This window comes from Clostridium sp. L2-50 (genome assembly GCF_000154245.1).
Classification (GTDB): Bacteria; Bacillota; Clostridia; order Lachnospirales; family Lachnospiraceae; genus Coprococcus.
Map to the genome: position 1 here is coordinate 1 of NZ_DS480312.1, position 18942 is coordinate 18942.

Annotated in this window: 13 protein-coding genes and 1 pseudogene; 1 reads left to right on the top strand and 13 read right to left on the bottom strand. The window is 43.0% G+C overall.

What is annotated here, in order from left to right; all coding sequences use genetic code 11:
* Window positions 1-65 precede the first annotated feature (65 nt).
* The 12 genes and pseudogenes from CLOL250_RS00215 to malQ all read right to left on the bottom strand — a co-directional run.
* Window positions 66-1400 carry an MATE family efflux transporter gene (locus CLOL250_RS00215; RefSeq protein ID WP_008399793.1) on the bottom strand — a complete coding sequence of 445 codons (1335 nt, stop codon included), beginning with the start codon at window positions 1398-1400 and terminating at the stop codon, window positions 66-68.
* Between the two features lie 156 nt (window positions 1401-1556).
* Window positions 1557-2084, bottom strand: coding sequence for a nitroreductase (locus CLOL250_RS00220; RefSeq protein ID WP_044944510.1), 528 nt, complete (start codon window positions 2082-2084; stop codon window positions 1557-1559).
* A gap of 205 nt (window positions 2085-2289) precedes the next feature.
* Complete coding sequence (locus CLOL250_RS00225) at window positions 2290-3270, bottom strand: diaminopimelate dehydrogenase (protein WP_008399795.1); 981 nt, start codon at window positions 3268-3270, stop codon at window positions 2290-2292.
* Between the two features lie 109 nt (window positions 3271-3379).
* Window positions 3380-3976, bottom strand: a complete 597-nt coding sequence (locus CLOL250_RS00230; RefSeq protein WP_008399796.1) for a sugar O-acetyltransferase — start codon at window positions 3974-3976, stop codon at window positions 3380-3382.
* Window positions 3977-4012: 36 nt separating this feature from the next.
* On the bottom strand, window positions 4013-5674 hold the full coding sequence (locus CLOL250_RS00235; RefSeq protein ID WP_274922213.1) for an extracellular solute-binding protein: 1662 nt from the start codon (window positions 5672-5674) through the stop codon (window positions 4013-4015).
* An 89-nt stretch (window positions 5675-5763) separates the two neighbouring features.
* Entirely contained in the window at window positions 5764-6639 is an 876-nt protein-coding gene (locus CLOL250_RS00240) for a sugar ABC transporter permease (protein WP_008399798.1), read from the bottom strand.
* Entirely contained in the window at window positions 6639-8024 is a 1386-nt protein-coding gene (locus CLOL250_RS00245) for a carbohydrate ABC transporter permease (protein ID WP_008399799.1), read from the bottom strand. The genes CLOL250_RS00240 and CLOL250_RS00245 overlap by 1 nt, the downstream gene beginning before the upstream one ends.
* Window positions 8025-8136: 112 nt before the next feature.
* Entirely contained in the window at window positions 8137-9444 is a 1308-nt protein-coding gene (locus CLOL250_RS00250) for an extracellular solute-binding protein (protein ID WP_008399800.1), read from the bottom strand.
* A 137-nt stretch (window positions 9445-9581) separates the two neighbouring features.
* Window positions 9582-11324, bottom strand: a complete 1743-nt coding sequence (locus CLOL250_RS00255; protein ID WP_008399801.1) for a sensor histidine kinase — start codon at window positions 11322-11324, stop codon at window positions 9582-9584.
* Entirely contained in the window at window positions 11317-12834 is a 1518-nt protein-coding gene (locus CLOL250_RS00260; protein WP_008399802.1) for a response regulator, read from the bottom strand. The genes CLOL250_RS00255 and CLOL250_RS00260 overlap by 8 nt, the downstream gene beginning before the upstream one ends.
* Window positions 12835-12885: 51 nt before the next feature.
* Entirely contained in the window at window positions 12886-15135 is a 2250-nt protein-coding gene (locus CLOL250_RS13995) for a glycogen/starch/alpha-glucan phosphorylase (protein ID WP_044944693.1), read from the bottom strand.
* Window positions 15136-15183: 48 nt separating this feature from the next.
* Window positions 15184-16653 (bottom strand): annotated as a pseudogene (malQ, locus tag CLOL250_RS14000) (4-alpha-glucanotransferase); the annotation flags it as partial.
* Window positions 16654-16999: 346 nt separating this feature from the next.
* Between malQ and CLOL250_RS00270 the strand changes: the two are divergent.
* The gene (locus CLOL250_RS00270) at window positions 17000-17881 is read left to right on the top strand and encodes a helix-turn-helix transcriptional regulator (protein ID WP_008399804.1); all 882 of its coding nucleotides are present in this window, start codon (window positions 17000-17002) and stop codon (window positions 17879-17881) included.
* 15 nt (window positions 17882-17896) lie between these two features.
* Here CLOL250_RS00270 and CLOL250_RS00275 read toward each other — a convergent pair whose 3' ends face one another.
* Window positions 17897-18940 (bottom strand): sensor histidine kinase, encoded by a 1044-nt coding sequence (locus tag CLOL250_RS00275; RefSeq protein ID WP_008399805.1) that lies wholly within the window; start codon window positions 18938-18940, stop codon window positions 17897-17899.
* Between the last annotated feature and the right edge of the window lie 2 nt (window positions 18941-18942).

Consider the following 18942-nt stretch of genomic DNA (forward strand, 5'->3'; position numbering starts at 1 on the left):
CATATAAATCCTTCTTTCTTCTTTTATTATCTTCTTTTTCATGCAACTGTGCAATCTATGAAATCTTAACTTTTTCTCTTAACTGCCTGTCGGTAAATGAAAAGTGCGGCAACTGCTGTTATCAGTTCTGCTACCCAGAACGCATTCCAGACACCGACAACACCAAAGATACGACTGAGTACAAATGCTGCCGGAATGATGACAACCACATAGCGAAGCAGGGAGATCATCAATGATGGCGTACCCTTACCAAGTCCCTCTAATGCACCGGATGAAGTCACGGATACCGAAGAAACAATAAATCCGGCACAGATGATCCGAAGTGCCGTCGCGCCCTCCGTGATCGTTGCCTGATTATCCGAGAACATTCCGATCAATTTATCCGGAAAGATCAGACAGATCACTGTTCCAAATACCATGATCATACCAATGATCGTAAGTGTAATATTATAAATGCTGCGGACACGCTTATGCTCTCCTGCTCCGTAATTATAGCTAATTACCGGACGCATACCCTGGATCATGCCGTTTGCAGGAAGATATAAAAATGTCTGCAATTTATAATAGATTCCAAGGATCACGACATAGATCTGTGAATAGGTACTTAATATCGCATTCAGTGCAGTTGTAAGCAGGGACGGAAGCGCCATATTAAGAATAGCCGGAATACCGATCGCATACAGCTTCCCTGTCAGATAATCCTCCGTATGCAGATATCGTCTGCCGATCTTTACGGATATCGGACGGAACACATAGACAAACAGATAGATCAACAGGGTAAACACCTGTCCAAGTCCGGTTGCAAGTGCCGCGCCCCGGATTCCCATTTTCGGGAATGGTCCGATACCGAAGATCAATAGGGGATCTAATACAATGTTCATCAGGCATCCACCGCCAAGTCCGACCATTGTAACAACCATTCTTCCAACTGCCTGATAAATCTTCTCAAATGACAGATCAATGGAAATAATAACAGAAAATGCAAATACGATCATCGAATACTGAATTCCCATCTGAACAACCATCTCATTCGATGTGAACATTCGCAGAAATCCCGGCATGATCCGAATACAGACTACTGTCATGATCACACCATGAACAACAGAAAGAAGAGTGCCCTTTGACGCTGCTGCATTTGCCTTGTCCGGTTCTTTTGCGCCGAGATAGAACGCGATCACCGCATTGATTCCCACGCCAAAACCGATGGCTACCGCATTTACAAAATTCTGGATCGGAAAGACAAGCGACAGAGCTGTCATCGCATCCTCGCTGATCTTCGCTACAAAAAAGCTGTCCACAATGTTATACAGAGAATTGACCAACATCGATAATATCATCGGAAGTGCCATTGACAAAAGCAGCGGCAGCACCGGTCGTTCTTTCATAAATTCTTCGTTCATACATTTCTCCCTCTCTACATAAAAACGCCACACAGTTATAAATGGTTTCACTTATAGCTGTGTGGCGAAAAGATGACTTATTTATTATCCGGAAAAATCCACTTCATTCGTTTTCGTGGCTATTCTACCATATTTTTTCAGAATGTCAATAACTGCTTAGCGAATATAGTATACTCTGTTATCCTTTCTTGGAATAACATCAGGATACGCTCCATCCGTAAATCCAAGTGCGCAATGTCCGACACCGATATAGTCGCCGGTGATTCCAAGGCCTTCAAGGATCTGCTTTCCTTCTTCGCTTTCGAATCCTTCTTTTGCACGATGGATCCAACAGCTTCCGATTCCAAGATCATGTGCGGCAAGCATCAGATTTCCCATCGTCAGGCTTCCGTCATAGACAGCAGTCGGACAGGATGCATCTGCCAGTACGATCAATATAACAGGTGCTCCGTAAAACGGATCAAAGCCTTCCTCCCAGCCGCCGATCTTACGGTTCATCTCCATGATCTTATCCCGCATCTCTTTATTTGTTACCGCAATAATGATCGGAGACTGCAAGCCTCTGCCATTTGCAGCAAATGTTCCTGCTTCAATGATCTGATCCAGAACATCTGCCGGAACCATATCCGGTTTGAACTTCCGGATACTTCTTCTCGTCTTCATCTCATCCAAAACAACGCTCATCTTAAAATCCTCCTTATTACAAGTACTGGCACAATTCATTAGATGGTGTATAAGCATGTTGATTTACCAATACAGGGACATTTGAGTCCGCCGGTACTTGATGGCGCAAAGGCGGCATCTTAGTACCGCTGCAGGACGAAACGAGCGGAAGCGTTCCCTGATTGGTAAAGTCAACATGTTTGACACCATCTAATGAATTATGCAATTACAACAAGCTCTTACGGAGCTCTGCTCCGTCTTTTGCGCTTAAGTACGCCGGTGCTATATCGAATACAGTCTTACATCCGCTCTGTCCTTCTTTGTACAGACGGTATGCTGCTCTTGCATAAGCCACGATGACACAGGATGTGAATTCTGGATTGGAATCCAGCTTCAGGCTGTATTCAATCACATGATTATTTTCCAGATTCCAGCCGGTCTTACCGGAACGAATCACAAATCCACCATGAGGAATTCCACTGTGGTTTGCCTTTAATTCTTCTTCACTGATAAAGTGAACCGTCGTATCATAATCGGCAAAATAATTTGGCATGTTCTTGATCGTTTCTTCAACTTTTACAGGATCGGCACCATCCTCTAATACAACAAAGCACTCTCTTGTGTGCTTCTGTCTGGTTGTAAGTTCTGGATTCTCACCATTTCTGACTGCTTCCAGTGCTGCTTCTACAGGGATCGTATACTGCTTGCCATCCTTAACACCCTCTACACGACGGATCGCATCGGAATGTCCCTGGCTGACACCTTTTCCCCAGAATGTATAATCACGACCTTCCGGTAAGATCGCATTTGCATACATACGATTTAAAGAGAACATACCCGGATCCCAGCCTACTGAGATGATGCCGACATGACCATTCTTCTTTGCGGCAGCATCTACATTTGCAAAATGCTCCGGAATTCTTGCATGTGTATCGAAGCTGTCTATAACATTGAACATCTCTGCATACTTTGGTGTCTGCTCCGGCAGATCGGTAGCACTGCCGCCGCAGAGGATCATGACATCGATCTTATCCTTCCACTGCTCCACATCATTTACAGAACAAACAGCTGCTCCCTCTGTTAATATCGATACTGTCTCCGGTGCACGTCTGGTAAATACCGCTGCTAGCTCCATATCCGGATTCTGCTTGATCGCGCACTCAACACCCCGTCCAAGATTACCATATCCTAAAATACCTATTTTCATGTTTCATACTCCTTTGCAAAATTACTCTTCTTTCAGTTTAATGATTCAAAAAGAGCCTGTCAACTTTTTCATTGACAGACTCCCATTTCATTTTCTCAACAATATAATTCTACTTTAAACGGTCTTCCTCCGTGATCTCGCGAATGACTCTGCATGGATTTCCGGCAGCCAATACTCCCGATGGGATATCTCTCGTAACCACGCTTCCGGCTCCGATCACAGAACCGCTGCCGATCGTTACACCGCCACATACTGTTACATTTCCTGCCAGCCAACAGTTATCTCCGATCGTGATTGGCTTCGCATATTCCCGGTCTGTATACACGCCGTCTTCCCTCTTATAAATGTTACGCTCCTGAAAACGAAACGGATGCATCGGTGTCAGCAGAGAAACATTCGGTCCCATAAATACATTGCAGCCGATCTTAACAGGTGCACAGTCCAGACAGGTAAAATTAAAGTTCGCATAACTGTTCTCGCCTATCTCGGTAAAGCAACCGTAATCGAACTGAACCGGTCCCTGAAGATATACATTCTTACCCTTATTCGGAATCAGCTCTGCCAGAATCTTCTCGCGTTTCTCATCTGTCTCAAAGCAGTCATTATACTCTTTACTCAACCGATGCGCATTCTGTCTTAATCGTATTAATTCATCATCAGATGGATCATAAACGGATCCTGCTATCATTTTTTCTCTTTCTGTCATCTTAATATGCCTCCGTATAAAAACATCGGAAACTTCTTATTCTATCTCAGCCCGTACCTCTTTTGTGATCGTTTCACCGCCATTCTGATACCAGTTCTCGACAAAACGGTCAAATTCATCGAGTGAACTCTCACCGGTTACAATCTTCAGATAGGTGTCACTTTCCAGATTCTCAAGGCTCCACCAGTCTGTAACCATCGTTTCCGTTTCTCCAAAATATAACGACTCTACTTTGTTCGTTCTTCCATCGTTTAAGATCTTACAGGCTGTGATACGGGAAGTATACGCCGCCCAATCTTCCGCACTGGCATTCTCCGCATCCTTCAGATAGGATTCGCATGCCTCATAATAGGAATATTCCAGTACGTTCAGATCATCTGCGGATTTGTCCCCCGCAAATACATGATTCAGTTCTCCATAGCAGATCTGTAAAGCATTGTTATAATCTACATTGATCGCAAACGGTCTGGCGGTAGGGTCTACATTTTCTTTATAATAATCGACAATCTCCTGATTGTCTCTGTCATTATACCGCAAATAGTCAAATAATACACTAACAATCTTACATGCAATCTCCGGATATTCATAACCCTTACGCACTACAATATACTTACCGGAAGGATTCTGTGTATGATAACTGGTAAGTCCGGATTTCTCTGTTGCGATCAGATAAGGCTGCCACTCGGCATCTTTATTCTGTTCCACTGCCTGCATCAGCGGGTTATTCGGTGCCCACCAGGGACCAAAGAAAGAACCGCATTGACCATCCACGATCAGCTCGATCAGGTTACTGCTCGTCCGCATCAGAAAATCCTGATCCAGAATTCCCTCTTTATACAACTCATGGATATGGGCAAGTGCCTCTTTCGCCTCCGGCTGAACCGAACCATAGACAACATTGCCGTCCTCATCATAAATCCACTGTTTCGGAAATGCACCATATGCAGCAAATATAATATCTAATGTGTATTCGCTGCTATAACCACAACCGCCGCAGAGACTGGTATCACATACAAGCCCTACGGTATTTCCTGCCCCATTATGTCCGGGATCTTTTTCTTTAAATTGTCTTATAATCTCTTCTACATCCGAGAGTGTTCTCGGTGCGGACAGCCCAAGTGCATCCATCCAATCCTTACGAAGCCAGATCAGATTCGGTCCGTCTGAGATATTCGTTTCCGGTATCGCCATGATCTTCCCGCCAAAGGTTACAACATCAAGGATATCCCGACCATAGCTTCCATATATATTCTTGATCGTATCGCTCATACAGTTATTATAGCTGTCTGTCAGATCTGCGATCATATCATTATCCACCAGATACTGAAGCTCATCCAGATCCTCCACGATCATCACATCCGGAAGATCATTCTGTGCGATCACCATGGTCACACTATCGGTATATTGCTCATCCATAGCCTCAAACACATCCTGATTTTGAACATTTAGCCTTTCATTCAACAGCCTTGTATAAGCATTATTTTCATACGTCTCGCCATCCGGGAGATTGGAATTATTTGCTCCGGACAGCTTACCCAGTGTGTAGGTAAGCTGTTCCGGATATTTTCCGTAAGGTGTCGTGCGGGCTGTATATAACGCAGCTTCATATTCTTCTTTTGTCTCTGCATTCTCCCGGGTGGAGGGGGTAGCCCCGGAATCACCGCATCCACATAAGATCAATAAATTTATAATCAGCACACATGAAATAATCTTTTTTAAATACGAACCTGTAATCATATACATTCCTCTGTTTCAACCAAACTATAAGCAAATAATCATATGATCCCTTAACCTTTTACACCACCGGAGAAGCTCTCACGATAACACTTCTGCATAAACATGAACAGAATGATGATCGGAATTGAGATCAGCACCGCACCGGCTGCAAAGGAATTGAACCACGGATACACATATTCTTTCTCTAACATATTCCAAAGTCCGATAGATACGGTATAGTAATCCTTATTTGCACGGCAGATAACCTTTGCAAATACGAAATCAATCCAAGGAGCAAGAAAGGAATTCAGAACCGTATATACAATGATCGGACGGCTTAACGGAATAATGATCTTAGTAAACGACTGCCATCTGGTTGCTCCGTCCAGATAAGCTGCTTCCTCGATCGACTTCGGAATCGTATCAAAGAAGCCTTTTGCAATATAGAACTGTAAGCCTGCACCACCGGAATAAACCAGGATAAGTGCAACACGGATCAAGGATCCTTCTGACAGTCCGATCGCCTTTAAGATATAATAAACTGCAATCATAGCCATGAATCCCGGGAACATACCAAGGATCAATGCTACATTCATAAATGGGCGTCTCAGTCGGAAACGCATTCTCGACATACAGTATGACATCGCCAATACAAATACTGTAGATATTATACAGGAGAAAATCGCAATAATCAAAGTATTCATGAACATCTTCGGAAAATTCAGGATACCGGTATCTGTAAATAACTTTGTGTAATTGCCAAGAGTATACGCCTTTGGCAGCAATGTAGAAACATACTGTCCTTTTTCTCCACGGAAGCTGATCAGAACGATCCACAGAATCGGGATTACCCAGATCACAGAAAGAATTACCAGTATAATATGAACAACGATATCCGATGGTGTAAGCTTCTGTTTTCCATTTATTTTCTTACCTGTTTTAGTCATTACTGGAATCCCTCCTCGTCTTTATAAGATGTTGTATTATGATAGGTGATCAGAGATACGATCGCAAGAACGATAAATGTCATGATACCGATAACCGCACCCAGATTATAATACTGATTATCAACTGTCAGCTTGTAGAGCCAGGTAACCAGAAGATCGGTCTTTCCTGCTGTCTTTCCAACCGGAATCGGTGCTCCGTTTGACAGAAGATAGATTACATTAAAGTTATTAATATTACCTGCAAAAGTCGTGATCAGATACGGAGCTGTTACAAATAACATATATGGAAGTGTGATCTTAAAGAAGATCTTCACCGGTCCGGCTCCATCCACTTTTGCGGCCTCATAGATATCTTCCGGTATACTTTGTAAGATACCGGTCACCTGCATAATGGTAAACGGAATACCGATCCAGATATTGATCACGATAACCATGATACGGGCAACGGTTGCATTGCTCCAGAACGGAATTGCATTGTCGATGATATGATGATTCAGTAATAAGGTATTTACGATACCATTCTGACTGAAGATCGTACGCATCAAAAGCAGGGATACAAACTGTGGAACGGCTGCGGATAACATGAAGATCGACCTCCACACACTCTTACATCTTGTTCCCTTTCGATTGATGACCATTGCAAGGATCATACCGAAGATATAGTTGGTAAATGTCGCAGCAACCGCCCATACCAGCGTCCATCCGAGAACGGACCAGAATGTACTTCCGACTGCGTCATTAAAATTCAAAATCTTGGCAAAGTTTTTCAGTCCTACCCAGTTAAACAATACCGTATGGGAATCCAGCTTACTGTAATTTGTAAATGCCATACAGATCATGAATACGAGCGGCAAGATCGTAAAGACAACAATCCCGAGTACCGGAAGTGGAAGCAGAAACATATGAAGGTTTTTATCAAATAAACTCTTAATATCATCTGTAAATCCCGGAACTTTCTTCCCTGCATCATGCAGGCACTGTGCACGATATGCGCTCTCGACACTGACTACCCAGAGGCATACAAATGCAAATATGATAAATACCGTGGCTACTCCATATAATAACATCAAAAGGGAATTATCACCCTGTGTATATTCAAATATGCCTTTTGCATCATTCCACACCTTCTCCTGTTCTGCTCCTCCCAGATGGAAGAAATCGGTCAGAAGGGATGCACCGTTTTTTATCATGAAATAAATAAATATGCTTTCAAGTACCAGAAATGATAAACCTTTTACAAACTGTTTTCTGACAATGTTTCCGAATCCCATGATCAGGAACGATAATCTGGTGATCCAGTCACCATTTCTCATGGCCTTGAAAACAGTATATTGATAATCACTTCGTCTTATTTTTTTCTTTTTGCTTACTGTCGCTTCAGCCATCCTGACACCTCCGTCTCAAAGTAAATGTTGCGTTTTTACGTCTCTTTCATAAAATAAAGTGTTCCACCACCCCTGTGGAAATGGAACACTCTATCTTATGAACTGTTTATTTTTACTCTGCTACATCTGTGTTCAATGATGTATTGAATGCTTCTGTCTGCTCAGCAGCATTATCATGTGTAACTTCACCGTTTAAGAGTGCCTTACCAAAATTCTCTGCCGGTGTCCAGAAGTTACTCATCTTAGGTACAAATGGCTGGATCATAGATGTATTGTTAAAGGTATCGTTCTGAGCTGTTACTAATGCATCATTCTTTACCGTATCACTCTCTAAAAGATTTGTGTTACAAGGAACAATGCTTCTTGCTTCATAATGTGACTGCTGTGATTCTTCGTTACCAAGGTACAGGGCAAGTGCTACTGCTACCTGTGGATATTCACAGTTTGGATTTACACCGATTGCCTTTGAACCGGCAAATGAAAGTAACTGCTTGTCAGATCCGCCGATCTTGGCTGTAGGCATAGCTGCGATTCCAAGATCATCACCAAGTGCATCATGTAATGCCTTATAATCCCATGAACCGGAAAACATAGCTGCGATAGATCCATCTGTCATACCGGAAATACCGACACCGGATTCATCATTTACAAAATTCTTATTTGCTACAAGATCTACAAGGTAATCTGTAACAGCCTTTCCATTATCTCCGCCAAAGTTGATTCCTGCGTCATTATCTGTACCATCACCGAATAATGTACATCCGTTTGCAAGATAGAATGCTGCATCATACCAGCTGTTTGTAAGAGGAAAAGCAACTTTTCCTTTTTCAAGCATTGTATCAAGGCTCTTTACATCGCTGTCTGAATATACTTTCTTGTTATAGTATAAAAACCATGTATTTGTTGTAAACGGAACACCATAGATTCCTCCATCTACTGTGATAGAATCCACAACTGCCTGTGAGTTTGTTGACTTTACATAGTCTGCTGTGCTTCCGCCTAACTCCGAGATTGCGTTTGCATCGATCAGTGTCTGTAACTGGTCGTTTGCGAACATATATACATCTGCTGATGCGGATACATCCTGTGTTACGGTCTTTCCTGCATCTGCCTCGCTGCATGTACCATATTCAAATGAAAGATCCCAATTTGGATGTTCCTTATTAAATGCTTCACATCTTCCCTGAAGCCATTCACCATAATCCGGTGACTGATCCTCGGCAGGTCCCCATACTGTAATTGTTGCTTTAATGTTTTCCTCTTCTGCAGATGTATCAGTACTCTCTCCTGATGTTGCCTCTGCATTTGATGCTGTTGTGGAATCCTTAGATGTATCATCCTTCTTATCTCCACATCCTGCGAGTAATGACATGCACATAGCTCCTGCCAGTGCAATTGCTGCATACTTTCTAAACTTCATAACCGTTCCTCCTTTAAATAAGTCATGTTTTTTTGTTTGTTTTTTAATACTTTTGCAGTACCTTTACCTTATGACATTATTATAAAAAGGAACCGTTTCACCGTATATATCAATAATTTCAGAAACATGTTGGTTTTTTATGAATGTTTGATTTCTGCATGCAGTTCTTTTGGAAAATGGATCGTGACAGTCGTTCCCCTGCCAACTTCACTGTCGATACAAACCGCATATTCCGCTCCATAATACAGTTTGATACGTTCATTGACATTTCGCACACCATAGCCCTTCGAATCGGCAGTCAGTATCAGCTCCGCCTGTTCTTGGGTCATACCGACACCATTATCGGATACCGCAAACCGGATATCTTTATCGTCCTCTTTTCCACTGATGCGGATCTCTCCTCTGCCATCCTGTTTCAGATCTATGCCATGATGGATCGCATTCTCGAGGATCGGCTGTAAGATCAGGTTCAGTGTTTCATATTTTAAAATGGAATCATCGATATCATAGATAACATCGAAACTGTCATCGTGCATCGTAAGCTGGATATCCAGATATGCTTTGATGTTCGCGATCTCATCCCGGACAAGCAGGATATTCTTTCCCTTATTTAACGCTGTCCGGTAAAAGGTGGACAACGACAACGTGATACGGCTGATATCCTCCTGGTCTGCCTCTAACGCTTTCCAGTTAATGATAGACAGGGAATTATACAGGAAATGCGGATTGATCTGCGCCTGCAACGCCCGCATCTCATATTCCTTTTCTTTGATCTTGCTTCGGTATACTTCATTGATCGTTGCATCCAGACGCTTCGTCATACTGTTATAACCATTGATCAGATCACCGATCTCATCCGTACTGTCATTCTCAATCTCCATACCAAGATTCCCGGTTTCCAGATTACGCATTTTCTTCTGAAGCTTACTGATACGTTTCGTTATGAACTCGGAAATTATACGGATACATGCGACTGCTGCGATCAGACTGACCAGGATTGCTGCTGCAGCAATTATTAAGATTGGCTGAATCGAAGAAATGATCAGTCGATCCGGCTTATAGATCCAGATCTTCCAGCCGGATGCCTTCGACTCCCGCTTAATAAACTGATAACCGGAATCCTTCTGCCCTACTGTTGCAAAGAACTGTTCCTCTGATAATTCATACGGCTGTTTTTCTTCTGTAAATACACTCTTTTTAAAGATGCAGTTACCTTCTGCATCCTCTATCACAACGCCATAATTATCAAATACCGTTTCGTTATTAAACGGCTGGAATACGCTGTCATAATCCACCCCTACATAGAGCAGACCCTTCGCCTTTTTCTGCTCCAGCATAGCCATGCGGTTTAACGAATACGCAGTCTTATCCTTCGCATTCACGATCCAGTGGATCTGGTTATCGTCAACTATTCCATAGTTCGTCTCTTCATTTTCAAGCGTGGTAATGGGGGCGATCGTACTGCCGTGCTTCACCTGACAGGCATCCGTGTAGATCGTTACCTGCTTTACATCATCATGAAAATACATAATAGAAGAAAGCAGGGGATCTATGACACTTGCCACCTGCTCATAATTCTGATATGTACTCTGATCCGAGCTTAAGATCTTCGCGATCGACTGATTATAGGATATATAATTAGAAAGATTGTTATAAATCTCTAACTCATTATCAAGCGCATCCGTCGTCTGTGTCAGATACGATTCCAGGATCATTGTCTCACGATCCCACAGGATCTTCTTCATCTCATGGTAGGTGATCGTCAGCGTGATCATGATCGGCAAAAAACCGGCAAGTATATAAATAACCAACAGCTTGCCGGATAATCGCAGATTCTGGAACCTTCTTTTTATCCTTTTATCTATCCGTTCTTTATGCATCCGCCTGTCCTCCGCTCTCTCTGAATTTCTGCGGACTCACGCCAAAGAACTCACGGAAGCTGGAACAGAAGTAAGACACATTCGGATATCCGCACGCCACACTGATATCTACGATCTTCGTCATGCTGTTCTCTAACATATCCTTTGCCTGTTCCATCCGGTATGCCTTGATGAATTTGCTTAGATTCTGTCCGGTTTCCTTCTTAAATACCGTACTTAGATAGCTCGGTGCGAGATGTACCATATCCGCCAGCATATCGATTCCAAGCTCGCTTCCATAGTTCCGGTAAATATACTGCTTCACCAGTTCTACTTCCCGATGCGCCATCTGTGTCTTTCCTGCAAAACAGGTTTCCAGTCTCCGGATTGCTTCTTCGACAAGCTCTGTCAACACCTGAAAATCTGTCGCCATATATAATTTCTCAATGTCTTTATTTAACTCTGCTTCGTCAGTCTCATCGATGCTTCCGTAGATATCCTTCATCAGATTCGAGAACAGGAACTTGATATAGATCTGGGAGTACTCTGTCTTATGTCTGTACTTCTCACAGAATCTCTGGAAATGCTCCCGGAGTGCTTCCACATCCTTCATCTTGATATCCTGTTTCATCTGCTTCATAAAGGTGTCATCATCGAACTGGATAATACCCGGAGTCTCACCCTCCATGTTCGGATAAAATACATGGATCTCCGGATGGTAGAATTTGTTCTCCATCAGTACTTCGAGTTCTTCCATCTTATCTGCCACTTCGGACAGATCCCCGATATCAGAGGATATCGCTATGTAACAGTCAGCATCATAATCGGCTTTGATGATCTTTACGATCTCATTTGCCTTACGGAGAATATTCATCTCATCCCCTAAGAATAAGATCTCCTGCTGCTGGTTCAGGTTCAGATATTGCAGGATTCCAATTGACTTTAAGTTCTCATTCTCTTTGAAATCCACCCCACGTCTGCCGAAGAAATCATGATTGAATTCCATCAAAAGCATATTCTTGAATTTACCCAGATCTAGCGATAATCCGCTGTATTCCTGTCTGAGCTTCGTAACATCCGTTCCGTTCAACAGCATATAGAGCGCATGCTCATATAAGAATTCCATGCTCTTATTCTTCAGCTCGTCCGAAGCCTTTGCCTCTTCCAATTCATTTACAACCTTATTCAGGGTATTCTTGAATTCATTTGGATCAACCGGCTTTAAAATATAATCAACAACACCCAGCCGGATCGCTTTCTTTGCATAGTCGAATTCATTGCATCCGCTGAATATGACTGTGCGCAGCTTTTTCTTTTCCTTCACAACATGGTCGATCAGTTCGATTCCATCCATGAAAGGCATCTTTACATCTGTAAGCAGGATATCAAAATCTTCTTTCTCCAGCTTCTCCAGTGCATCCACACCATTTACCGCCTCTGCAATCTCAAATTCCAGATTCAGTTTTTTTAAAAGAAACCGAATACCGTTTCTTTCTATCTTCTCATCATCTACGATCAATATCTTGTACATATCTATCAACGCCTTTCTATGGTGGAAATATATATCTTATTTTAACACATTTTACAGCTTCCAGATATCTTTATTATATTCTGCGATCGTACGATCGGAGGAGAAGAAGCCTGCCTTGCTGATATTTACCAGAGTCTTCTCAGCCCAGCCCATACGATCTTCATAATCGGCAAGCACCTGTTCCTTTGTCTGAATGTAATCACAGACATCAAGAAGTGTCATAAACCAGTCTTTTACGATCAGCTCGTTATGAAGTCTGGCAAGTGATTCCTTCTGACCGATCGCAAGCAGCTCATCACTCACGATAAAGTCTACCAGCTTCTTAATCTCCGGCTTCTCATAATACTCTCTTGCCACATAGTCTGCCTTTGCATAGTGCTCGATCACTTCTTCACTGGATTCACCAAAGAAATAAATATTATCCTCGCCCACCAGTTCTCCGATCTCTACATTTGCACCGTCACGGGTTCCCAGAGTAACCGCACCGTTTAACATGAACTTCATATTTCCTGTTCCGGATGCTTCCTTGGATGCCAGTGAGATCTGCTCTGAGATATCGCACGCCGGAATGATCTTTGCTGCCTTTGATACATTATAATTCTCGATCATAACAACTTTCAAGTACGGACTTACCTCAGGATCATTGTCGATCAGCTCCTGCAGGCAGAGGATCAGATGAATGATGTCCTTTGCGATCGTATAAGCAGGCGCAGCCTTTGCTCCAAATATAACTGTGATCGGAGTCTCCGGCAGGTGTCCCTTCTTGATCTCAAAATATTTGTAGATCACCCAGAGGGCATTCATCTGCTGACGCTTGTATTCATGCAGTCTCTTGACCTGAATATCAAAGATCGAATTCTCGTTGATGTCGATTCCCTGTGTCTCTTTCAGGTAGTCCTTTAAGACTGCCTTATTGCTCTGTTTGATCGCAAGGATCTCTTCTAATACATTCTTATCCTTGTAGTAAGAAGCCAGCTCCTGTAACTTATCGGCATCCTTCTTGTAGTCCGGTCCGATCAGCTCTGTGATGTAGGCTGCCAGCTTTTCATTGCAGTGTAATAACCATCTTCTGAATGTGATACCATTTGTCTTATTGTTGAATTTCTCAGGATAGATCTCATAAAATGGATGCAGCTCTGAATTCTTCAGGATCTCGGTATGCAGATAAGCAACACCATTTACACTATGGCTGTAATGCATATCGATATGTGCCATATGCACACGAGAATCTCCATCTATGATATAAACACGCTCATCCTTATAACGGTTTCTGACCTTTTTATCCAGCATACGGATCACAGGCATAAGCTGTGGAACAACCTTCTCCAGATAAGCAACCGGCCATTTCTCCAATGCTTCTGCAAGGATCGTATGATTGGTGTAAGCACATACATCGGTTACAATCTCTGTTGCTTCATCAAAGGAAATACCTTCCTCCATCAACAAACGGATCAACTCAGGGATCACCATAGATGGATGTGTGTCATTGATCTGAATGGCTGCGTAATCTGCAAGGTCATGGAGATTCGAACCTTTCTCTTTTGCCTCTGCAAGGATCAGCTTTGCGCCATTTGCAACCATGAAATACTGCTGATAGATACGAAGTAAGTTACCGGCTTCGTCACTGTCATCCGGGTAAAGACAGAGTGTCAGGTTCTTCTTGATATCTGTCTTATCAAAGCTAATGCCATCCGGCTCCATGATACTCTCGTCCACGCTCTCGATATCAAACAAATGCAGTTTATTTGTGCGGTTCTCATAGCCTGTCACATCGATGTCATACATTCTGGACTGTACAGTACAGTTTCCGAACCGGATCGTGTTGCTTACATCGGTCTTTGTCAGCCAGCTGTCTGCCTCGATCCATGGATTCGCAGTCTCCTTCTGATAGTTATTCTCAAATACCTGCTTGAACAGACCCATATGGTAATTTAATCCGATACCATCTCCCGGAAGTCCGAGTGTCGCCATCGAATCAAGGAAGCAGGCTGCCAGTCGTCCAAGTCCGCCATTTCCAAGGGATGGTTCCGGCTCTACTTCTTCGATGTCATAGATGCTCTTACCGTTTTCTGCCAGCACCTGTTTTACTTCGTCAAAGATTCCAAGATTGATCAGGTTGTTGGATAACAGCTTACCGATCAGGAACTCTGCTGATATATAGTAAACCTTTTTCTTGCCATCCTCTGTAACCTTGTCCTCTGCTAATTCTTTTGTCATATCAAGCAGCGCAAAATAGATCTCCTCATTGCTGCATTCTTTGATCGTTTTATTATATTTTTTCTTACAAATCTCTGTTAACATTATATCCTCCTTACAAAAATACTGCTTCACAGCATTTCTTCCATATACTCTTGTTAATTCCCTTAATCTGTCTCTGATCTCGTCTGTAAATTCACCCTTCTTCATCCGCCAGCGCCAGTTTATACCGATCGTAGACGGAAGATTCATCCGTGCTTCGTTATCCTTTCCAAGCAGATCCTGCATCTGAACGATAACGGTATCGGCAGAGCTCATATATAATACCTGCATCATCTTCTCCGGGATCTCCTGCTCATCTGCCGCTCCCAGATATTTCATCATAAATGTAAGATTTTCCTTTGATGCATTCTCGATATATCCTTTTAATGTGTCATTATCATGTGTTCCGATATAGACAACGTAATTCTTTTCGTGATTATGCGGTGCATGTTCATTCTCCGCATTTCCGTCAAATCCAAACTGTAAGATCTTCATTCCCGGATAGCCGGATTCCTTCACCAGCTTCTGTACCTCCGGCACAACGACGCCCAGATCTTCTGCGATCACCTTCGCATTTCCTCTGGCACTGTCGATCGCATCTACAAGCTTCTTTCCCGGTCCTTCCAGATAGAATCCGTTCTTTGGCTCTCCGTCTGCCGGAATGTTGTAATACCGCACAACCCCGATGAAATGATCGATACGGATCACATCATAGAGACTGGCTGATTTCCGGATCCGGTTCTTCCACCACGAGAACCCATCCTGCTCCATACGATCCCAGTCATATAAAGGATTGCCCCATTTCTGACCGTAATCGGAGAATGCATCCGGTGGACAACCGGCTACACACACAGGCTGTAGATCATGATCTAACTGAAATTGTTCTGTATTTGCCCATACATCTGCACTGTCCAGTGCTACATAGATTGGAATGTCGCCGATCAAGCTGATACCATGACGGTTGGCGTAAGATTTGAGTGCCTTCCACTGCTCATCGAATTTGAACTGAAGGAACATATAGAATCCGATCTCGTCGTGTAACTGTTCCCTGCACTTACGAAGTGCTGTTTCTTCTCTCTTTAAAACCGGTTCTTCCCAGCTTAACCATTCTTTGTTCTCATGGTCTGCCTTGACCGCCATATAAAGGGCGTAATCCGGAAGCCAGTTTTCATTTTCCGTAAGAAATTCCGCATACTGCTTTGATGTCTCATGCTTTGATCTGCCATATGCTTTTCTCAATACCTCAAACCTTTGTCTGTACAGGCGGGCGTAATCGATGTCATCCGGCTGATCGTACCAGCTATATGCATCTACCTCCTCCTGTGTCAGTAAACCTTCATGAATCAGAATGTCGAAATCGATAAAATAAGGATTGCCTGCAAATGCTGAAAATGACTGATACGGACTGTCACCAAAGCTGGTTGGTCCGATCGGAAGCACCTGCCAGTAACGCTGACCTGCCTCCTTCAACCTGTCAACAAATTCATATGCCTCTTTCCCCAGAGATCCGATTCCATAAGGGGATGGAAGGCTGCTGATCGGCAGGAGGATTCCTGCGCCACGCTCTAACGCTTTCTTCATGTCTGATACCTCTTTATTAAATTTTCTATTGAACAGCTATCCATTCGCCTGCATTTAATAAAGGTAAAGGTAAGGTAAAGGTCGTATATTCGGAATGTCTGTTCTGGTTTGTATTCTAATATCTTTTTCATGCTATTTCTTGCATAATAAGAGCATTTTATGATACTATTCTATCATTCACAACTTTGAGGTATTCTATCTTACCAAAACAGTGGCATTTGAGACCGCCGGTCCTTAGATGGCGCACCAGCGGCATCTTAGTACCGTTGCAGGTCGAAACGAGCGGAAGCGTCCACCTGTTTGGTAAGGATAGAATACCTCAAAGTTAGGAAAGGGAGGTACATATATGAATAGTCTTGAATATGAAAATTACATGGAAACGAAGGCACACGCCGATCCGCTTTTCCCTTACAACACCTATCTGTGCTCGATACCGCTCGACTTCAATGCCGTTCCACTCCACTGGCATCCATATATGGAGATCATTTACATAAAAAAAGGAAAAGGAAATGTAACGCTGGATTTCACTACGCACTATGTAGAGGAAGGAGATATCATTCTGATACTGCCGGGAAGGATCCACGGCATCTCTCAGTATTCCTCCTATTCGATGGAATATGAAAATATCATTTTCTCCGTTGATCTATTCCGATCCAGAAATCATGATACCTTAGACAGTGAATTCTTCCTGCCCCTGCTCTCCGGTGAATTAAATATAAAGAGTATCTATGACCGTGACGATCCATTATACAATTCCCTGTCCTCGTGCCTGAACCGGGTAGATGCCCTCTGTGCATCGACACCAAAGGGATACCGGCTTGCTCTGAAAAGCTGCTATTTTGAATTCTTCTATACCCTGTATGCACACGCAGAGCAAAAGGCAGAGACCTCAGATCGGAAGAATCATGCAAAGAATCTGGATCGTACCAAAGCAATCTTATCTTATATCGATCGAAACTACAAAGAAGCAATACCCATTGCAGACATTGCTTCTTACTGTGGATTCTCAGAATCCCATTTTATGCGATTTTTTAAGAATACTATGGGTGTATCCTTTACCACCTATCTGTGTGACTTCCGGTTAAATATCGCAGCAAGGCTTCTTGTCACAACCGATGACAGCATCCTGTCCATCGCAGAAAGCTGCGGTTTCTTTAACCTGTCCTATTTCAACCGAACCTTCAAGAAGAAATATGGTGTCACACCCGGAGGGTATCGAAAACGGTAACTGATCCGGTAACATCTATAGAGTATCGGAAGCAGTAACCACTGGAAAATACACCCGAATCTCACAGCCGCCTGTGGCTTCATCAGAGGACACATCCAGCTCCACATTTAGATCATGCGCCATTTCTTTTGCAAGGTAAAGTCCCATACCGGTTGCTTTCTTCCGCCTGTCACCGGAATCTCCGGTAAAGCCTTTCTCAAATACATACGGAAGATCGCAGGCTTTGATACCCACGCCATTATCCCGGACAGATAAAATAATCTTCTCATGTTCTCTGATACAGGAGATCCGGAGCTGTTTATTCTCTCCTTTGCTGTATTTGATCGAATTACTGATAAACTGTCCGAGCATAAAGGCAAAGCCACGTTTATCGGTAAATACTGTGTTCTCTTTTATATCAAGCCAAACCTGTATCTTCTGTTCTTCTAACAGTGGTGTGAAATCCTCCAGCACTTCTTTTACACAGGTTTCCGTATCGACCGACTCAAACCTGTAATCTTTTCTCGCCCCCTTTAAACGGGCATAGTATAACATCTGGTCGATATATCTCTGCATCTGACAGTTGATCCGGTCAAGCTTGCATACCACATCTTCTGACAGCTCGTCTCTGTGATTGTCCAACATAAATGTCAACAGAGCAAGCGGTGTCTTTACCTCATGCGCCCATGCTTCCACATATTCCTCATAATCATTTAGCTGTAACTTCGTCTGTGCGCATTGATCCGTCTGTTCATGTAATGTCTGACTGAAGCTTCTGATCTCCGCCTGCAGATTCTCAGCATCATGAAGCAGTTGTTCCTCATGATAGGAATCCGGCATTGCAAGGAATTCATCAAATGCTTTCTTCCGTTTTCTATCTTTCTTTGCCAGATAGAAAACAGCCGTTACAAATACCAGCAGACTGAACAAAATCACCGATATTGCGATCACATAAAATGCCTGTGCATCGATCAGCCATAACAGCAGGATACTGAGCAGATCAAGCAGTCCGATGATCCCCAGCCAGAATCTATTCTGTTTTATGATCTGTCCGATCTCCTTTATGGATATATGTTCCATCT